Below are 16,312 nucleotides of genomic sequence, written 5' to 3' on the forward strand. Positions count from 1 at the left end.
GTACTCACGGGCAGGAGAAGTTGATTACCAGCGGTAGTCGTTACGGTTTTCCCATTCTTTCACTTCTTTTTCCGCCTCATCTTTTGCGTAACCATAGCGTTCCTGGACTTTACCCACCAGTTGATCACGCTTACCTTCGATGACTGTCATATCGTCATCGGTCAGTTTGCCCCATTGCTCTTTCACTTTACCTTTAAACTGTTTCCAGTTGCCGCCGATTTCGTCTTTATTCATCATCAAGTCCTCATCGTTCGGTTGTGAATAGCGGGAGAACGTCGCTCAAACGCATTACGTTTTCTGCTAAACGTGAGATTAATTGTAGTCAGTGATTCGGCCTTCGTTTTTTAATTCAGAGTTTTTAACCACCGGACTCAGGAAAACCAGGTCCCTTTTCGCCAGTGTCGCCGCCAGATAAATGCCAGAGAAAGCCCACGAAGCGCCAGAAAAACGGTTAGCGCAAGCCACAGTCCGTGGTTCCCCAGCAGCGGTATCGTCAGTAGGGTGAGCGCAAACCCGGCTGCGGCGACAGCCATGCTGTTACGCATTTCAGCCGCCCGCGTCGCCCCGATAAACATACCGTCCAGCAAATAGCACCAGACGCCCACCAGCGGCAGAACCACCTGCCAGATAAGATAGCGATCGGCCAGAAGCTGAATCTGCGGCAGCGAAGTCAGCAGTGCGATGATGTACTCCCCCGCCAGCACATAAACCAGCGCAAACAGCAGCGCCACAATTCCCGACTGGCGACACGCCGCCCGCCATACGTCCAGTAGCTGGCTGCCGTCCCGAGCGCCATAAGCCTGACCCGAATGGGCTTCTACCGCATAGGCGAAGCCGTCCAGCGCATAGGCAGTAAAGGTCAGCAACGTCATAAGAACGGCATTCACCGCAATGATATCGCTTCCCATACGGGCGCCCAGTACCGTGATTGCGCCAAAACAGAGTTGCAGCAGCAGCGAACGCAGCATGATGTCGCGATTAAGCGCCAGCAAACGACGGAAGTTCCCGCGCCAGGCCTGTTTCAACATACCGGAAGAGACACCGCGCAAACGAAGGACTTTGCGTACCATCAGCAGACCAATTAACAGCGTGGCATATTCGGCGATGACCGTCGCCAGCGCAGCCCCCTGCACGTTCATGTGCAGCCCCATAACCAGCCACAGGTCGAGAACGATGTTCAGGATATTCCCGACAATCAGCAGGATAACCGGCGCACGGGCGTACTGAACGCCAAGCAGCCAACCAAGCAAAACCAGATTCGCCAGAGATGCCGGGGCACTCAGCCAGCGGATCGCCAGAAAGCGTCTTGCCTGCTCCAGCACCGCTTCGCTACCGCCAACGATATGCAATGCCAGATCGATAATCGGCGTGCGCAGCAGCGCAATCAGCGCCCCCGCGCTCAGCGCCAGGATGAGTGGTTGCACCAACGCTCTCGCCAGCGCTTGCGGATTTTTCGCGCCAAAGGCCTGCGCCGTTAACCCGGTAGTGCTCATGCGTAAGAAGAGCAACAGCATGAAAAGGAAGCTGGTTGCGGTTGCGCCAATGGCAACACCACCCAGATAGACGGGGCTATCGAGATGACCAATAACAGCCGTATCCACCAGACCCAGTAAGGGGACGGTGATATTGGAAAAAATCATGGGTAAGGCGAGGCGCCAGAGTGCTTTGTCAGAGGATGTGAAGAAAGGCATGCAGATGAGCCTGAGAAAAAGTCAAATAAACCAATCGATTAATCGCCGGATGGCGGCATAAATGCCTTATCCGGCCTACGGTACTATGGGCACATTTGCCAGATGGCGGCGTAAATGCCTTATCCGGCCTACGGTTCTACGGGTACATTTGCCGGATGGCGGCGTAAACGCCTTATCCGGCCTACGGGGATATTTGTAGGCCTGATAAGCGCAGCGCCATCAGGCGTTGTGCCGGCACCTGATTACAGCCATTCACCGTTACGGATAACGCCTACCGCCAGCCCTTCGATGGTGAAACTCTGCTCACGCAGGTCAACCACGATCGGTTTAAATTCGCTGTTTTCTGGCAAAAGTTCAACTTTATTGCCCTGTTTTTTCAGGCGTTTTACCGTGACTTCATCGTCAATACGCGCCACAACCACCTGGCCGTTACGGACATCCTGAGTTTTATGCACCGCCAGCAGATCGCCGTCCATAATTCCGATATCTTTCATCGACATGCCGCTAACGCGCAGCAGAAAATCAGCATTGGGTTTAAACAGCGAGGGATCGACCTGATAATGGCCTTCGATATGCTGCTGCGCCAGCAGCGGTTCACCGGCGGCGACACGACCGACCAACGGCAACCCTTCTTCTTCGTCCAGAAGCAGGCGAATACCGCGCGATGCGCCGGAAACAATTTCAATCACCCCTTTACGCGCCAGCGCTTTCAGGTGTTCTTCAGCGGCGTTTGGGGAACGGAACCCCAAACGCTGCGCGATCTCCGCACGCGTTGGTGGCATACCTGTCTGGCTGATGTGATCCCGAATGAGATCAAACACCTCTTGCTGCCTGGCCGTTAACGCTTTCATTCCGCCCCCTGGGTGTATATACAGTTATGCTGTGAGTATATACAGCTAAAGGTGATTTTGGAACCATAAACTGCGCAGAAAACAGGAGTTTTATACCGTTATGGAATCTTTATCGAAAAAACCTTAGCGGAAATGTGACCATAGCAGGAGACCCCAGGTCATCAGCGCGACGAAAATAGACAGCAGCACCGCCGCAGACCCCATGTCCTTCGCGCGGCCGGAGAGTTCATGGTATTCAGAGCCAATACGGTCAACAACAGCTTCAATGGCGCTGTTAAGGATTTCAACAATCATCACCAGCATCACGGAACCAATCAGCAATACGCGAGTAATGGCATCCACATCCAGCCAGCAGGCAATCAGCACACCTGCCAGCACGGCGATGCTTTCCTGGCGAAACGCCGCTTCGTTGACCCATGCGGCGCGAAAACCTTTCCAGGAATAGCCTGCGGCTTTAATGATTCGGGTGAATCCAGTGGTATTATTGGCCATTAAAAGAACCTTTTTGCATTATTAGCGTCAATGAAATTATATCGTTGGCCCGTATGATTCGGGCGACGGCAACGCAGCGCGAAGTATGACGGGATACACCAGAAATTCACCAGACTTTCTGATATCCTTGCAGCGCATTTGCATTATTAACCAGAGGCTTTACATCGTTTATGTCCGGCTGGCCACGAATTTACTACAAATTACTGAATTTACCATTAAGCGTGCTGGTAAAAAGCAAGTCTATTCCGGCAGATCCTGCCCCGGAGTTGGGGCTTGATACATCGCGCCCTATTATGTACGTATTGCCGTACAACTCCAAAGCAGACCTGCTGACGCTGCGCGCCCAGTGTCTGGCGCACGATCTTCCCGACCCGCTGGAGCCGCTGGAGATCGACGGAACGCTGCTGCCGCGTTATGTCTTTATTCACGGCGGGCCGCGTGTCTTCACCTATTACACGCCAAAAGAAGAGTCCATTAAGCTTTTCCACAACTATCTCGATCTCCACCGCAGCAATCCCGATCTGGATGTGCAAATGGTGCCGGTATCGGTGATGTTTGGCCGCTCTCCGGGGCGCGAAAAAGGAGAAGAGAACCCGCCTTTACGTATGCTGAACGGCGTGCAGAAATTCTTTGCCGTCTCCTGGCTGGGACGCGACAGCTTTGTTCGTTTCTCGCCGTCCGTGTCTTTGCGTCGGATGGCTGACGAACACGGCACTGACAAGACAATAGCGCAGAAACTGGCGCGCGTGGCGCGTATGCACTTCGCCCGTCAACGTCTGGCGGCGGTCGGGCCGCGTCTGCCAGCCCGTCAGGATCTGTTTAACAAGCTGCTGGCTTCAAAAGCCATCGCTCGCGCCGTGGAAGATGAAGCGCGCAGCAAAAAAATCTCCCATGAAAAGGCGCAGCAAAACGCCATTGCGCTGATGGAAGAGATTGCCGCCAACTTCTCCTACGAGATGATCCGTCTGACCGACCGTATTCTGGGCTTTACCTGGAACCGTCTTTATCAGGGGATTAACGTCCATAACGCCGAGCGCGTTCGCCAGTTGGCGCACGACGGGCATGAAATTGTCTATGTGCCCTGCCACCGCAGCCATATGGACTATATGCTGCTTTCCTACGTGCTGTATCACCAGGGGCTGGTGCCGCCGCATATCGCTGCGGGCATCAACCTGAACTTCTGGCCGGCGGGTCCGATTTTCCGCCGTCTGGGCGCGTTCTTTATTCGTCGTACCTTCAAGGGCAACAAGCTCTACTCCACCGTTTTCCGTGAATACCTGGGCGAGCTGTTCAGCCGTGGTTACTCGGTTGAGTATTTCGTGGAAGGCGGTCGCTCGCGTACCGGTCGTCTGCTCGACCCGAAAACCGGCACGCTGTCGATGACCATTCAGGCGATGTTGCGCGGCGGCACGCGTCCTATCACGCTGGTGCCAATCTACATCGGCTATGAGCATGTGATGGAAGTGGGCACTTACGCCAAAGAGTTGCGTGGCGCGACGAAAGAGAAAGAGAGCCTGCCGCAGATGCTGCGCGGTTTAAGCAAACTGCGTAATCTGGGTCAGGGCTACGTCAACTTTGGCGAACCGATGCCATTGATGACTTACCTCAACCAGCATGTGCCGGAGTGGCGTGAATCCATTGATCCTATCGAGTCTATCCGCCCGGCCTGGCTGACGCCGACGGTGAATAACATTGCCGCCGATCTGATGGTGCGCATTAACAACGCAGGCGCCGCCAACGCCATGAACCTGTGCTGCACCGCGCTGCTGGCTTCCCGCCAGCGCTCTCTGACCCGTGAGCAGCTGACTGAACAGCTCGACTGCTATCTGAGCCTGCTGCGCAACGTGCCGTACGCGGCGGATTCTACGGTTCCTGCGCAGAGCGCCAGTGAACTGATCGACCACGCCTTGCAGATGAACAAGTTTGAGGTCGAGAAAGACACCATCGGCGATATCATCATTCTGCCGCGCGAGCAGGCCGTGTTGATGACCTACTATCGCAACAACATCGCGCATATGCTGGTTCTGCCTTCCCTGATGGCGGCCATCATTACCCAGCACCGCCACATCTCGCGTGACGCGCTGATGCAGCATGTTGACGTGCTCTATCCGATGCTGAAAGCGGAACTGTTCCTGCGCTGGGAACACGATGAGCTTGCCAGCGTGATTGACGCGCTGAGTAGTGAGATGCAACGTCAGGGGCTGATCGCCGTGCAGAACGATGAGCTGCATATCAATCCGGCACATTCTCGCACGCTGCAACTGCTGGCGGCTGGCGCGCGCGAAACGCTGCAACGCTATGCCATCACCTTCTGGCTGCTGAGCGCGAATCCGTCGATCAACCGCGGTACGCTGGAAAAAGAGAGCCGCACGGTCGCGCAACGTCTTTCCGTTCTGCACGGCATTAACGCGCCGGAGTTCTTCGATAAAGCGGTGTTCAGTTCCCTGGTGCTGACTCTGCGTGATGAGAAATACATCAGCGATACCGGAGACGCCGAGCCTGAGCAGACGATGAAGGTGTATCAGATGTTGGCCGATTTGATCACGTCGGATGTGCGTCTGACCATTGAGAGCGCAACGCAGGGCGAGTGACAATAAAAAGCCGGGTGGCGGCTTCGCCCTACCCGGCCTACGTTCTGCGCAATATGTTATGTAGGCCCGGTAAGCGCTACCGGGCTTTTTTTCAGCCAACGTAACTCATCGCCAGCCCTAAAAACAGCACCAGGCCGACGTAGTTATTGTTCATAAACGCTTTAAAACAGGCTTCACGTTCGCGCCCGACAATCAGTTTCTGCTGATACACAAACAGCGCGCCGGCCACCAGCACCGACCAGTAATACCCCCAGCCCAGCCCGTTCAGCCAGCCAATCAGCGCCATTAGCGCCAGCACCGCAATCTGCAAAATCCCGATAATAAGTTTGTCGTGTCGCCCGAACAGAATGGCCGTCGATTTAATGCCGATTTTCAGATCGTCGTCCCGGTCAACCATCGCATACTGCGTGTCGTAGGCCACCGCCCAGAGGATATTGGCCAGGAACATCAGCCAGCAGCTCAGCGGCACGGACTCACTCACCGCCGCAAACGCCATAGGAATAGACCAGCCGAACGCCGCGCCCAGCACAACCTGCGGCAAATGGGTGTAACGCTTCATGAAGGGATAGACCCACGCCAGCGCCAGCGCCGCAATCGACAGCAGAATGGTCATCGTATTCAGCGTTAATACCAGCAGGAAGGAGAGCACTACCAGTACGACAAACAGCGTGCGCGCCTCTTTCTCCGTGACCGCCCCGCTGGGTAACGGTCGGTTGGCCGTGCGTTTCACATGTCCATCAAACTTACGATCGGCATAATCGTTGACCACGCAACCGGCGGCGCGCATTAACCAGACCCCGGCGACAAACACCGCCAGAATCCACAGTTGCGGTACTCCCGGCGTCGCTACCCACAGCGCCCATAATGTCGGCCAGAGCAGCAGTAAGGCACCGATTGGCTTATCCGTACGCATCAGGCGGTGAAACGCCAACAGCTTATTCTGCGTCAGACTCCACTCCATTTTGTTTTCCTCTTAATACAACGGTGATGCGGGCAAAAACAGCTCGGTAAGCATCAGTGGCTTACCGCTCAGACGCAGGCGGGAACGACGCCCCCACAGTGCGGCATCACGACCAATCTCAATAAAATCTCGGGTCAACGTTGATGATGTAAACAGGTAGCGCCCTAACGGCGTTTTTCCCAGATTTTGTAAGGCCAGCTCAGGGCCGCACAACGTTGATTCAGGCACGACGGTACGCCCGGCAAGCCAGGGTTCGCCGTCTGCACATAACAAAATTTCACGTAACCAGTAGCGGGATTCGACCGGTAGCAGCGCCACCTCTTCAGCCACTTCATGTGGACCAACAAACGCTTCCCGAAGCAATGTCACGCTTACCCGTTTCCCTTCTTGCTCAAAACGTTTGGTCATGGAATCTTCCAGAAGTAACCAGTCGAGCAACCGGGAATCCAGCGCAGGAATCTCTTTAAAATAGCGCAGCGCACGCAGTTGCGTTAACGCAGGGTGTGACATGCCGTACTCTCCGTTTCATAACGTAAAGGCATTGTATCGCAGAAAAGAGATTACGGGAGGCGTAAACATAATTAAGTGATCGGTTGCGCAACAGAAGTGTAACAACTCGCATGGAATGCTAAAAAAAAGGTGCGCCAGGAGACGCACCAGTTGTTGCAAAATCAGCAATGTGGGGAGACGCTTACCCCTTGCCTTTTACACTGCTGATAAACGTGGAACGGGCAGATGTCGATCCCAGGCGTTCGGCTTCATCAAGCAGTTTCAGAGCTTTATCAACGTCACCTTTCGCTACCGCGTCCTTAATCGCATTGTTGAAGTAGCTTTCCGTGTCGTTCAGCATTGGCTCGCTTTTCTTCGCCGGGGCAGGCGCTGGCGCGGCAACGGCTGGTGCGGTATAGGCGGTCGCCGGTGCCGCAGTGTTGCCGACGGTGACAGGTCCCGGACCGGAAGAACCAAACAGCGGGCCAACCAGTACGCTGGAGCTGCTGTTGGTTTTCACTTTCAGTTTCAGCAGGCCATCAGTCGTGTGGCGCGCGATCGGATCGGGAATATCCGGGACGGCATTACCCACACCTTTCGCATACGCTTTTGCCGGGTCAAGCAGCGTGGTGGTCTGCTGGAGATCGTTATTGGTGGTAAACACCAGAACGTACAGCTTCTGCTGGCCCAGCGCGGGCGTCAGGCGCATCACCCCTTCCAGACGATCCGCGCTCATCACGCCGGGGGCCTGGTAGGTAAAGTAGCTGCTGGGGAAAAACGCTGAAGGCGTCAGGTTCTGGTCGAGAATCAGCACGTTCGGTGCAAATACGCTGGTTTGTTTGTTAACTTCGCTGCTCAATGTCAGCGTGAGCTCACCGATGTTCGCCGGTACGCTATACGCGGCAACCGGGCCTGTAATACCGGCGACGTCAAGCCGCTGACCACCGGTAGAAAGCTGTGTGGACTGCGTACTGGACTGGTCGACAGGCGTCCAGGTGAGTTGTTGTAGTGCGGCGGTCGGAATCGCAGGCGCTGCGCTGGTGTTTTGCGGAACATAGTTTACATCCGCCAGGCTGATGCCTGGTGCGCTTGCCAGCAACCCCGCAGATAAACAAAGGGCGACGAGACTTTTCTTCATTTTCATTGTTATCACCTCAGATAGCACGGGTTCAGCGGTGGCCAGGCAATAGCGCGCTAAACCGCGAGAAACGGTGCAGATAATGCCGGATAGCGGCTACGCCTTATCCGGCCTGCATCTCGTTACCGGGGGACTTGCGCCCCCCTCGTTATGTCACGTATTACCACCAGATTTCCATCTGGGCGCCGAAGGACCACTCATCGTTGTCGCCACGGCTGGTTGTGTTAAAGCCGGAGTTATTCGATGCGGCATAACGCAATGTGTTATCGCCATCTTTGATATAGCCCCATTTCTCATCCCACTTCGCGTAGGTTGCGAAGAGACGGATGGCCGGGCGGGACCAGATGCTGTCGCCAGCCTGCCATTGTTGCGCCAGGGTGATTTTGTACTGGTTGTTGCGATCGCCAGTCTGCTGAGATTTGACGTTGTCGTAACCGACTTCCAGCAGGGTGCTCATGATCGGCGTCCATTTGAACATCGGACGAACGCCCACGGTCCACCAGTCAGTACCCAGATCGTTATCCAGGTCCTGTTTCTGGAACATACCGACGTACATCAGGTCCCAACGGTCGCCCAGAGAGATCGCCCCGTGGTCCAGAATACGCCACAGCTTACCGTTGTTATTGACGTAACGATCGACATAATGGAGCTGATCGTCGCCTTCGCCGATATCAAAAGTCGAGCCGTAAGAACCCTGAGGAATACCTTTACCCTGCGTGGTCATCGCGTCAGTGGCGTACTGAACCACAAACTTGTTGTAGCCCTTCAGCATGCTCTGGGTATGTTCAGCAGTGAACATCCAGCCGTCTTTAGATGCGCCGTCAGCCAGGCGATAATCGTCAGTGGTGTTTGCGCGACCATAGTCGACACCCAGTTCCAGCACGCCATCCGGGTTCGTTTCCAGACCGGCTAAACGCACGTCGAAGACGTCGTTGGCGGTGTCTTTAGAAGAGTTGTAAATATCCTGGCTGCTGAAGGTGTAGGAACCACCGGCTTCCTGAGAGCGGGTCGCTGCCAGAGACAGTTTACCGAAGCCCAGGTCGATGTTTTCGATACCCGCACCAGGACCAGAAATATCCCAGTAGTAGAAGTCGATCATGTGAACGTCATGACGCTGATAGAAGCGCTTACCCGCCCAGATGGTGGAGCCTGGCAGCCAGTCAATCAGGTTTTTACCCTGCACGTTGGCTTCACGGAACGCCGGATCGGTTGCTTCCCAGTCATTCTGTTGCGCTACGGAGTAGGCCACGTTAGTGTCGAAATAAAAGCTCTTGTCGCCTTCTTTCCACACTTCCTGACCCAGTTTCAATTCCGCATAGGTTTCACATTCGTTACCAAGACGGTATTTACTTTGAGCGCCAGTTGCCTGGAAACATTGTTGTTCGCCGCCACTACCCGTCCAGCCGATACCGGAACGAGCATAACCATGAAAATCCACTGCCATTGCCTGAGCAGACATAACGCCTGCTGCGACGGCAACCGCCAGAGGAAGTTTGCGCAGAGTAATCATTATTCTATCTCCTGAGATCATTGCTTTTCTTTAAACGCGTCCCCCTTCGGACTGCCTCTTTGTTGGCGGTGTTTTTCACTTGCCGCCTTGATGCATCCTCGAATGGTTTTGCGTTTTGTTTTTTAATGGGGACCTTAAACGCCCGGCTCCTTATGCAGCCGACGGCATGCGGAACCATCTTCACGGAACAGATGGCAACGCTCTGGCGGCAGACCGATAGCGAATGTGGCACCCTCTTCTACCAACACCACGTCGTTCTGGCGGTAAACCAGGTTTTGACGAATGGCGGGGATCTGGATATGAATTTGTGTTTCGTGACCAAGTTGTTCGACGACCTGAACCTCGCCTTCCAGGGTGACATCGGCGATGTCGCTGGGCAGCAGATGCTCTGGACGAATACCTAAAGACATATTTGCCCCGACCTGAACGCCGTTGCTTTCTACCGGCAGCCAGACGTTCTGGCGGTTCGGCAGCTCAACCTGCACCTGCTCGATAGCGGTCGCGGTGACTTTCACCGGCAGGAAGTTCATTTTCGGGGAACCGATAAAGCCTGCGACGAAGCGATCCGCCGGATAGTGGTACAGCTCCAGCGGCTTACCGACCTGCGCCACGCGGCCGGCATCCAGCACCACGATTTTGTCGGCCAGCGTCATCGCTTCGACCTGATCGTGGGTCACGTAAATCATCGTGCGGCCCAGACGCTTATGCAGGCGGGAGATTTCGATACGCATCTGCACGCGCAGTGCGGCATCAAGGTTAGACAGCGGCTCATCAAGCAGGAACACGCGCGGTTCCGCCACCAGCGTGCGGCCTATCGCCACGCGCTGGCGCTGGCCGCCGGAGAGCGCTTTCGGCTTGCGCTCCAGCAGGTGCGCCAGTTGCAGCACTTCCGCCACCTGATTCACACGCTGATTCATCACCTCTTTTTTGGCCCCCGCCAGCTTCAAACCAAAAGACATGTTTTCTGCCACGGACAGGTGGGGGTAGAGCGCATAGGACTGGAAAACCATCCCCACGCCGCGTTCGGCGGGCGGGATGTCGTTCATACGGGCTTCCCCAATGAACAGATCTCCGCTGGTGATGGTTTCAAGTCCGGCGATCATACGCAGCAAGGTCGATTTCCCGCAGCCTGACGGTCCGACAAACACCACGAATTCCCCTTCGTGAATGTCGAGATTGATATCTTTCGATACCACCACGTCACCCCAGGCTTTCGTTACATTTCGTAGCTGTACGCTCGCCATGCCCTTCTCCCTTCGTTACAACCTGTCATCGACAGCAACATTCATGATGGCCTGACTATGCGTTATCCCTTGATTGCGTAAATCCTCCACCCCCCGGCTTTTTTATGGGGGAGGAGGCGGGAGGATGAGGGAGCAGCGTCTGAGACCCGGGCCGCGCCCCGCCGAGGAATTTCGTGATGTCACCTGCAAAAATCGCGGTGTTTTTATGTGCGCCAACACGCATTACTCACATTTATGCAACACAGATCACATAAAGAAGGGGTGGGGCGTAGGGGTAAGGAGGATGGAAAGAGGTTGTCGTATAAAGAAACTAGATACCGTTAAGCCACCTCTGTGTATCCACGAGCACATCACCAAAAAGGATGGGAGATATGAAAATCAAAACTGGCGCACGCATCCTCGCATTGTCCGCACTGACGACGATGATGTTTTCCGCCTCGGCTCTCGCCAAGATTGAAGAAGGTAAGCTGGTTATCTGGATTAACGGCGACAAAGGCTACAACGGCCTCGCTGAAGTGGGCAAAAAATTCGAACAAGACACTGGCATTAAAGTCACCGTTGAGCACCCGGACAAGCTGGAAGAGAAATTCCCTCAGGTTGCGGCCACCGGTGACGGCCCGGACATCATCTTCTGGGCGCATGACCGTTTTGGCGGCTACGCACAGTCTGGCCTGCTGGCTGAGATCACCCCGGACCAGGCGTTCCAGGACAAGCTCTATCCATTCACCTGGGATGCGGTGCGTTACAACGGCAAGCTGATCGCCTACCCGATCGCGGTTGAAGCGCTGTCCCTGATTTACAACAAAGACCTCGTTCCGAACCCGCCGAAAACCTGGGAAGAGATCCCGGCGCTGGATAAAGAGCTGAAGGCGAAAGGTAAGAGCGCGCTGATGTTCAACCTGCAAGAACCGTACTTCACCTGGCCGCTGATTGCCGCCGATGGCGGTTACGCGTTCAAGTTTGAGAACGGTAAGTATGACGTGAAAGATGTCGGCGTAGACAGCGCAGGGGCGAAAGCCGGTCTGGGCTTCCTGGTCGATATGATCAAAAACAAACACATGAACGCCGATACCGATTACTCCATCGCGGAAGCCGCCTTTAACAAAGGCGAAACGGCGATGACCATCAACGGTCCGTGGGCGTGGTCAAACATCGACAAGAGCAAAATCAATTACGGCGTGACACTGCTGCCGACATTCAAAGGCAAACCGTCTAAACCGTTCGTTGGCGTGCTGAGCGCGGGCATTAACGCCGCCAGCCCGAACAAAGAGCTGGCGAAAGAGTTCCTCGAAAACTACCTGCTGACCGATCAGGGTCTGGACGACGTGAACAAGGACAAACCGCTGGGCGCGGTTGCGCTGAAATCCTTCCAGGATCAGTTAGCGAAAGATCCGCGTATCGCCGCCACGATGGATAACGCCCAGAAAGGCGAAATTATGCCGAACATTCCGCAGATGTCAGCCTTCTGGTATGCGGTTCGTACGGCAGTTATCAACGCTGCCAGCGGTCGTCAGACTGTCGACGCCGCGCTGAAAGACGCGCAGGGCCGTATCACCAAGTAATGTTCAGGTCGTGTGCCGGATGGCGGCATCAATGCCTTCTCCGGCCTACAGAACAAGTAGGCCGGAGAAGCGCAGCGCCATCAGGCACGCTGACCTACAGGATTTCAAAGTTGTAGAGGAAGATCCCCATGGATGTCATTAAAAAGAAACATTGGTGGCAAAGCGACGCGCTGAAGTGGTCAGCGATTGGTCTGCTGGGCCTGCTGGTGGGTTACCTTGTAGTTTTAATGTACGCACAAGGGGAGTACCTGTTTGCCATCATGACGCTGATTTTAAGCTCTGCTGGCCTGTATATTTTCGCGAATCGTAAAACCTATGCCTGGCGCTATGTTTATCCGGGCATGGCCGGCATGGGGCTGTTTGTCCTGTTCCCGCTGGTCTGCACTATCGCCATCGCCTTTACCAACTACAGCAGCACCAACCAGCTCACCTTTGAACGCGCCCAGCAGGTGCTGATGGATCGTTCTTATCAGGCGGGCAAAACCTATAACTTTGGCCTGTATCCGGCGGGTGACGAGTGGCAACTGGCCCTCACCGACGGCGAAACCGGCAAGAATTATCTCTCCGACGCCTTTAAATTCGGCGGCGAACAAAAACTGCAACTGAAAGAGGCTGACGCGCTGCCGACCGGTGAACGCGCCAACCTGCGCATCATCACCCAAAATCGTCAGGCGCTGAACCAGCTTACCGCCGTTTTGCCCGATGAAAGCAAGGTCATCATGAGCTCGCTGCGCCAGTTTTCCGGCACCCAGCCGCTCTATACCCTCGCCAGCGACGGCGCGCTGACAAATAACCAGAGCGGCGTGGCGTATCGGCCAAACAACGATATTGGCTACTATCAGGCCATCAACGCGGACGGCAACTGGGGCGACGAAAAACTGAGCCCAGGCTACACCGTGACCATCGGCTGGGACAATTTCTCCCGCGTCTTTACTGACGAGGGTATCCAGAAACCGTTCTTCGCGATCTTCGTCTGGACCGTGGTGTTCTCAGTTCTCACCGTGCTGCTGACCGTGGCGGTTGGGATGGTGCTGGCCTGCCTCGTACAGTGGGAAGCGCTGAAAGGTAAAGCGATTTACCGCGTGCTGCTGATTCTGCCGTATGCGGTGCCGTCGTTCATCTCGATTCTGATCTTCAAAGGTTTATTCAACCAGAGCTTTGGTGAGATCAACATGATGCTGAGCGCGCTGTTTGGCCTCAAACCGGCCTGGTTCAGCGACCCGAACACCGCCCGCACGATGGTCATTATCGTCAACACCTGGCTGGGCTATCCGTACATGATGATCCTCTGCATGGGCCTGCTGAAAGCGATTCCAGACGATCTGTACGAAGCCTCGGCAATGGACGGCGCGGGGCCGTTCCAGAACTTCTTTAAGATTACATTCCCGCTGCTGATTAAGCCGCTGACGCCGCTGATGATCGCCAGCTTTGCCTTTAACTTTAACAACTTCGTACTGATTCAGCTTCTGACCAACGGCGGCCCGGACCGCCTCGGCACCACTACGCCAGCCGGTTATACCGACCTGCTCGTGAGCTACACCTACCGCATCGCCTTTGAAGGCGGCGGGGGCCAGGACTTCGGTCTGGCGGCCGCGATCGCCACGCTGATCTTCCTGCTGGTTGGCGCGCTGGCCATCGTGAACCTGAAAGCCACGCGTATGAAGTTTGATTAAGGGAGATAACAACAATGGCAATGGTTCAACCCAAATCTCAAAAGCTGCGTCTCTTTATCACGCACTTAGGGCTGCTGATTTTTATCGCGGCAATCATGTTCCCGCTGCTGATGGTCGTCGCCATTTCGCTGCGTGAAGGCAACTTCGCAACCGGGAGCCTGATCCCGGAACGCATCTCCTGGGAGCACTGGCGGCTGGCATTGGGCTTCAGCGTGGAACACGCTGATGGCCGTGTCACGCCGCCCCCCTTCCCGGTTCTGTTATGGCTGTGGAACTCGATCAAAGTCGCGGCGATCACCGCCATTGGCATCGTGGCGCTCTCTACGACCTGCGCTTACGCGTTTGCCCGTATGCGCTTTCCCGGCAAAGCGACGTTGCTCAAAGGGATGCTGATTTTCCAGATGTTCCCGGCGGTGCTGTCACTGGTGGCGTTGTACGCGTTGTTCGACCGTCTCGGCCAGTACATTCCGTTTATCGGTCTGAATACCCACGGCGGGGTGATTTTCGCTTACCTGGGCGGGATTGCGCTGCACGTCTGGACGATTAAAGGCTATTTCGAAACCATCGACGGTTCGCTGGAAGAAGCGGCGGCGCTGGATGGCGCGACGCCGTGGCAGGCTTTCCGCCTGGTGCTGCTGCCGCTCTCGGTGCCGATTCTGGCGGTGGTCTTTATTCTGTCGTTCATTGCCGCCATCACTGAAGTTCCTGTCGCCTCGCTGTTACTGCGTGATGTAAACAGCTATACCCTGGCGGTAGGTATGCAGCAGTACCTCAACCCGCAAAACTATCTGTGGGGTGATTTTGCCGCCGCAGCCGTGTTGTCCGCCATCCCGATCACGCTGGTGTTCCTGCTGGCCCAGCGTTGGCTGGTCAACGGCCTGACGGCGGGCGGTGTGAAAGGCTAAGTTTCATTGATGTACCTGCCCGGAAACGGGCAATGCCACTGCAACCCTCAACTTATATTATCCCAACTTGTGACTGTTCTTCGGCGCTCCTCGGAGCGCCATTTTTTATTCCCGTTTTAGCCGTTTCGAATTACATAACCACAGGGTGATCACCAATAACAGGATCGCCGCAGAGTAGATCAGCACATCCATCGGCGATTTATGATCGACGATGATCAGCCGCACAATCGCGGTGATCCCGATATAGACAAAGTAGCGCAGCGGGAAATGAAAACCTGACTGGAAATACTTCACAATCAACGCAATAAACTCAAAGTAGAGAAAGTAGACCACCAGCCCTTCCACCAGCTCGTATTTGCTGGTTTGCTCCGGCGCGAACAGCACATCCGCCAGATGTAAGGTCTCTTTACCGAGGAAAACGACCAGGATCAGGCCCAGACTTAACAGCCCAAGATTCAGCACGGTCTGTAGGATCGTGGAGATAAACTCCACGCGTGGACGAGATAGTGACGTCATAGCAGCACCCTCTTTCTCAGTAGCAAGGTTCCTGTATAACGCAAAAATGTGACGGAGATCTATATTTTTTGTTTATGTTTTGTGCAGCAAAGGTCAGCGGAGAATGATCTCTGTCATGGCATGTTTCAAAGAGAAGGGAAAATGCAGTTAAAACACGCTACCGTCCGCAACGTCACCTGCGGTGAAAATGTGGTGATTTATGAGCCCGCAAACCTGTACGACTGCCAGCTTGGCGACAATGTTTTCATCGGACCTTTTGTCGAAATACAGGGTAATACACAGATTGGCGCAAACACAAAAATTCAGTCCCATACGTTTGTTTGCGAATATGTCACGATTGGACGCGATTGCTTTATCGGCCACGGCGTAATGTTCGCTAACGACATGTTTCGTGAAGGAAAGCCTGACCCGAACAGGCAGAACTGGGGGCGAATTGAGATCGGCAGCAATGTTTCCATCGGCAGCGGCGCGACCATCCTGGCCGTCAGCATTTGCGACGGCACAGTGATCGGCGCGGGAAGCGTGGTCACTAAATCGATCACCGAGAAAGGCGTATATGCCGGAAACCCGGCAAAATTATTGCGTCGCCTGTAAATTGCCGGATGGCGGCGTAAACGCCTTATCCGGCCTACAATGAATGCGGTTTGTAGGCCGGATAAGCGTAGCGCCATCCGGCTGGCAACGGCTCG

At 55.0% G+C, this 16,312-nt stretch carries 15 protein-coding genes and 1 pseudogene; 5 read left to right on the top strand and 11 right to left on the bottom strand.

Annotation, left to right across the window (positions count from 1 at the left end):
* Positions 1–24: 24 nt before the first annotated feature.
* The 4 genes from OGX75_RS01185 to OGX75_RS01200 form a co-directional block, all read right to left on the bottom strand.
* Entirely contained in the window at positions 25–234 is a 210-nt protein-coding gene (locus OGX75_RS01185) for a CsbD family protein (protein ID WP_024130835.1), read from the bottom strand.
* Between the two features lie 137 nt (positions 235–371).
* Positions 372–1,691: an MATE family efflux transporter DinF gene (gene dinF, locus OGX75_RS01190; protein ID WP_286450950.1), complete on the bottom strand. Its 1,320-nt coding sequence runs from the start codon at positions 1,689–1,691 to the stop codon at positions 372–374.
* Positions 1,692–1,933: 242 nt separating this feature from the next.
* Positions 1,934–2,542 carry a transcriptional repressor LexA gene (lexA, locus tag OGX75_RS01195; RefSeq protein ID WP_012134642.1) on the bottom strand — a complete coding sequence of 203 codons (609 nt, stop codon included), beginning with the start codon at positions 2,540–2,542 and terminating at the stop codon, positions 1,934–1,936.
* Between the two features lie 123 nt (positions 2,543–2,665).
* Positions 2,666–3,034, bottom strand: coding sequence for a diacylglycerol kinase (locus tag OGX75_RS01200; protein WP_012134643.1), 369 nt, complete (start codon positions 3,032–3,034; stop codon positions 2,666–2,668).
* A 170-nt stretch (positions 3,035–3,204) separates the two neighbouring features.
* Between OGX75_RS01200 and plsB the strand changes: the two genes are divergently transcribed.
* On the top strand, positions 3,205–5,625 hold the full coding sequence (gene plsB, locus OGX75_RS01205; RefSeq protein ID WP_049011993.1) for a glycerol-3-phosphate 1-O-acyltransferase PlsB: 2,421 nt from the start codon (positions 3,205–3,207) through the stop codon (positions 5,623–5,625).
* A gap of 91 nt (positions 5,626–5,716) precedes the next feature.
* Here plsB and ubiA read toward each other — a convergent pair whose 3' ends face one another.
* From ubiA to malK, 5 genes are all read right to left on the bottom strand, one after another.
* The gene (gene ubiA, locus OGX75_RS01210; protein ID WP_110494805.1) at positions 5,717–6,586 is read right to left on the bottom strand and encodes a 4-hydroxybenzoate octaprenyltransferase; all 870 of its coding nucleotides are present in this window, start codon (positions 6,584–6,586) and stop codon (positions 5,717–5,719) included.
* Between the two features lie 12 nt (positions 6,587–6,598).
* Positions 6,599–7,096, bottom strand: coding sequence for a chorismate lyase (ubiC, locus tag OGX75_RS01215; protein WP_012134646.1), 498 nt, complete (start codon positions 7,094–7,096; stop codon positions 6,599–6,601).
* Between the two features lie 181 nt (positions 7,097–7,277).
* A complete protein-coding gene (malM, locus tag OGX75_RS01220; RefSeq protein ID WP_012134648.1) occupies positions 7,278–8,219 on the bottom strand; it encodes a maltose operon protein MalM in 942 nt (313 codons plus the stop codon).
* A 154-nt stretch (positions 8,220–8,373) separates the two neighbouring features.
* Complete coding sequence (locus OGX75_RS01225; protein ID WP_024130837.1) at positions 8,374–9,726, bottom strand: maltoporin; 1,353 nt, start codon at positions 9,724–9,726, stop codon at positions 8,374–8,376.
* Between the two features lie 131 nt (positions 9,727–9,857).
* Complete coding sequence (gene malK, locus OGX75_RS01230) at positions 9,858–10,967, bottom strand: maltose/maltodextrin ABC transporter ATP-binding protein MalK (RefSeq protein WP_012134650.1); 1,110 nt, start codon at positions 10,965–10,967, stop codon at positions 9,858–9,860.
* Positions 10,968–11,338: 371 nt separating this feature from the next.
* On the opposite strand from malK, the gene malE reads away from it, so the two are divergent.
* The 3 genes from malE (at position 11,339) to malG (ending at position 15,107) form a co-directional block, all read left to right on the top strand.
* Complete coding sequence (gene malE / locus OGX75_RS01235; protein WP_024130838.1) at positions 11,339–12,529, top strand: maltose/maltodextrin ABC transporter substrate-binding protein MalE; 1,191 nt, start codon at positions 11,339–11,341, stop codon at positions 12,527–12,529.
* Between the two features lie 128 nt (positions 12,530–12,657).
* Positions 12,658–14,202, top strand: a complete 1,545-nt coding sequence (gene malF, locus OGX75_RS01240; protein ID WP_286450952.1) for a maltose ABC transporter permease MalF — start codon at positions 12,658–12,660, stop codon at positions 14,200–14,202.
* Positions 14,203–14,216: 14 nt separating this feature from the next.
* Positions 14,217–15,107, top strand: coding sequence for a maltose ABC transporter permease MalG (gene malG / locus OGX75_RS01245; protein ID WP_012134654.1), 891 nt, complete (start codon positions 14,217–14,219; stop codon positions 15,105–15,107).
* Between the two features lie 105 nt (positions 15,108–15,212).
* Here malG and psiE read toward each other — a convergent pair whose 3' ends face one another.
* Positions 15,213–15,623: a phosphate-starvation-inducible protein PsiE gene (gene psiE / locus OGX75_RS01250; RefSeq protein WP_012907714.1), complete on the bottom strand. Its 411-nt coding sequence runs from the start codon at positions 15,621–15,623 to the stop codon at positions 15,213–15,215.
* A 141-nt stretch (positions 15,624–15,764) separates the two neighbouring features.
* Between psiE and OGX75_RS01255 the strand changes: the two genes are divergently transcribed.
* Complete coding sequence (locus OGX75_RS01255) at positions 15,765–16,217, top strand: acyltransferase (RefSeq protein WP_024130839.1); 453 nt, start codon at positions 15,765–15,767, stop codon at positions 16,215–16,217.
* Here OGX75_RS01255 and OGX75_RS01260 read toward each other — a convergent pair.
* Positions 16,200–16,298: pseudogene (locus OGX75_RS01260) on the bottom strand (hypothetical protein); the annotation flags it as partial. The gene OGX75_RS01255 and the pseudogene OGX75_RS01260 overlap by 18 nt on opposite strands.
* Positions 16,299–16,312: the final 14 nt, after the last annotated feature.

Source organism: Citrobacter sp. CK199 (assembly GCF_030333285.1).
GTDB lineage: Bacteria > Pseudomonadota > Gammaproteobacteria > Enterobacterales > Enterobacteriaceae > Citrobacter_B > Citrobacter_B koseri.

Excerpts from the sequence above, each read along its gene's own strand:
- OGX75_RS01185 (WP_024130835.1), bottom strand. The coding sequence starts at position 234 with ATGAATAAAGACGAAATCGGCGGCAACTGGAAACAGTTTAAAGGTAAA.
- dinF (WP_286450950.1), bottom strand. The coding sequence starts at position 1,691 with ATGCCTTTCTTCACATCCTCTGACAAAGCACTCTGGCGCCTCGCCTTA.
- lexA (WP_012134642.1), bottom strand. The coding sequence starts at position 2,542 with ATGAAAGCGTTAACGGCCAGGCAGCAAGAGGTGTTTGATCTCATTCGG.
- OGX75_RS01200 (WP_012134643.1), bottom strand. The coding sequence starts at position 3,034 with ATGGCCAATAATACCACTGGATTCACCCGAATCATTAAAGCCGCAGGC.
- plsB (WP_049011993.1), top strand. The coding sequence starts at position 3,205 with ATGTCCGGCTGGCCACGAATTTACTACAAATTACTGAATTTACCATTA.
- ubiA (WP_110494805.1), bottom strand. The coding sequence starts at position 6,586 with ATGGAGTGGAGTCTGACGCAGAATAAGCTGTTGGCGTTTCACCGCCTG.
- ubiC (WP_012134646.1), bottom strand. The coding sequence starts at position 7,096 with ATGTCACACCCTGCGTTAACGCAACTGCGTGCGCTGCGCTATTTTAAA.
- malM (WP_012134648.1), bottom strand. The coding sequence starts at position 8,219 with ATGAAAATGAAGAAAAGTCTCGTCGCCCTTTGTTTATCTGCGGGGTTG.
- malK (WP_012134650.1), bottom strand. The coding sequence starts at position 10,967 with ATGGCGAGCGTACAGCTACGAAATGTAACGAAAGCCTGGGGTGACGTG.
- malE (WP_024130838.1), top strand. The coding sequence starts at position 11,339 with ATGAAAATCAAAACTGGCGCACGCATCCTCGCATTGTCCGCACTGACG.
- malF (WP_286450952.1), top strand. The coding sequence starts at position 12,658 with ATGGATGTCATTAAAAAGAAACATTGGTGGCAAAGCGACGCGCTGAAG.
- malG (WP_012134654.1), top strand. The coding sequence starts at position 14,217 with ATGGCAATGGTTCAACCCAAATCTCAAAAGCTGCGTCTCTTTATCACG.
- psiE (WP_012907714.1), bottom strand. The coding sequence starts at position 15,623 with ATGACGTCACTATCTCGTCCACGCGTGGAGTTTATCTCCACGATCCTA.
- OGX75_RS01255 (WP_024130839.1), top strand. The coding sequence starts at position 15,765 with ATGCAGTTAAAACACGCTACCGTCCGCAACGTCACCTGCGGTGAAAAT.